General features: G+C 62.8%; 3 protein-coding genes. 2 read left to right on the top strand and 1 reads right to left on the bottom strand.

The window, feature by feature from the left end; genetic code table 11:
• On the bottom strand, positions 1 to 74 hold a 74-nt coding region (locus ACZ60B_RS42980; RefSeq protein WP_469397560.1), incomplete at its 3' end, for a DUF4291 family protein.
• 96 nt (positions 75 to 170) lie between these two features.
• Between ACZ60B_RS42980 and ACZ60B_RS42975 the strand changes: the two genes are divergently transcribed.
• Together ACZ60B_RS42975 and ACZ60B_RS42970 are read left to right on the top strand one after the other, a co-directional pair.
• Positions 171 to 938, top strand: a complete 768-nt coding sequence (locus tag ACZ60B_RS42975) for a hypothetical protein (protein WP_469397557.1) — start codon at positions 171 to 173, stop codon at positions 936 to 938.
• Between the two features lie 124 nt (positions 939 to 1062).
• On the top strand, positions 1063 to 1271 hold a 209-nt coding region (locus tag ACZ60B_RS42970), incomplete at its 3' end, for a DUF4291 family protein (protein ID WP_469397554.1).

Below are 1271 nucleotides of genomic sequence, written 5' to 3'. Positions count from 1 at the left end.
TTCTCCTGGCCCTCCTTCGTGCCCCAGCCGGAGCGGTACATCATCCACATGAAACTGGGCTTGATCCAAGTCAAGCCATGTTCACAGACCTACCGCGGGCCGGGCCGCACATCCCTGGCCGCACGCGAGGCCTGATGCCACATCTTGATCTTCCGTCGTAGCCTTGCCTCGTGATCAGCGAGAATCAGCAGACTGGGGATCTGACGCCCGATGAACTGCTGCATCATCAAATGTTGTTGGACGGTACGGCTTGGTCCTCACTCGAAACCGCGAGAGGGAACGGCGGATTTCTGTCGGCCACGCTGCCTCGCCTCCTTGATGCCGATCCGACGATTCAGATCAGGGCCATCAGAGAACTGGAGCCGGTATGTCATCAGAACAGCTTCTACGAAGCCACGCTCCCCGTAGCGCTCTATGTGGCCGCGATCCTCGCTCACCCCGCGACGGCGACCGTCGGACCTGGCCGTCGAGCCGACTCGGAAACAGACTGTCCGGTGAGGGCGGCTCTGCTGGACTGGCTTGGATCACTTGCCTACGACGCCGAGTGCCTTGCCGTCGCCGAGCGTCACTTCAACACTGACGGCCTCGGCGATTATCCAGAAATGCGCGTCTTCCTGGACCACCGCCCCACGTTCTACCGTGCCGTTTCGGCTTTCCTGGGCCACAAAATCACTGCTGTTCGTGAGGCCGCGGTTGTTGCCGCCATCCCCTTGATCGAGCATCCCACCCTCATTTGTCACAAAGACGAACTCGGTCGGCGCGTCCATCGCCTCCCCGCTACCAGTACCAACCGCTACAACCGCAACCGCTGTCTGGACGCACTCAAGAACTGGGGCTACGACATCGCCGCCGTGGAGAGTCCCGCTGACATCGCCGCACGCGCTCGATATGTCCGTGACGTCTGGACCGGCGGCTGCACGGAGGAACCTCCGTTCTGACTCCGGACGCGACTTGGTCCGCACGGGCGACTGCCTGCTGCCTGGGGCCGGCGTGCACTGTTGAATCGAGCGGCCGGTCGAAATTCGGTGGTCACCTGGGCTGACCGCGCCCACGCTGGGCGCCATGAAAGAACCGCACCGTGAGATCCGCGCACTGCACACGGCGTCCACGCTCACCGTCTACCAGGCGTACCGCCCTGAGATCGGACTGCCTGCCATCCGAGACGGCCGCTTTCCGGCCACGTGGAAGCCCGGTCGCATGACGTGGATTAAACCCAGTTTCATGTGGATGATGTACCGCTCCGGCTGGGGCACGAAGGAGGGACAGGAGAC

The sequence above is a fragment of the Streptomyces sp. NPDC104096 genome (genome assembly GCF_055584385.1).
The sequence above is the reverse complement of the archived record's forward strand: the minus strand, read 5'-3'. Positions and strand labels throughout refer to the sequence as shown.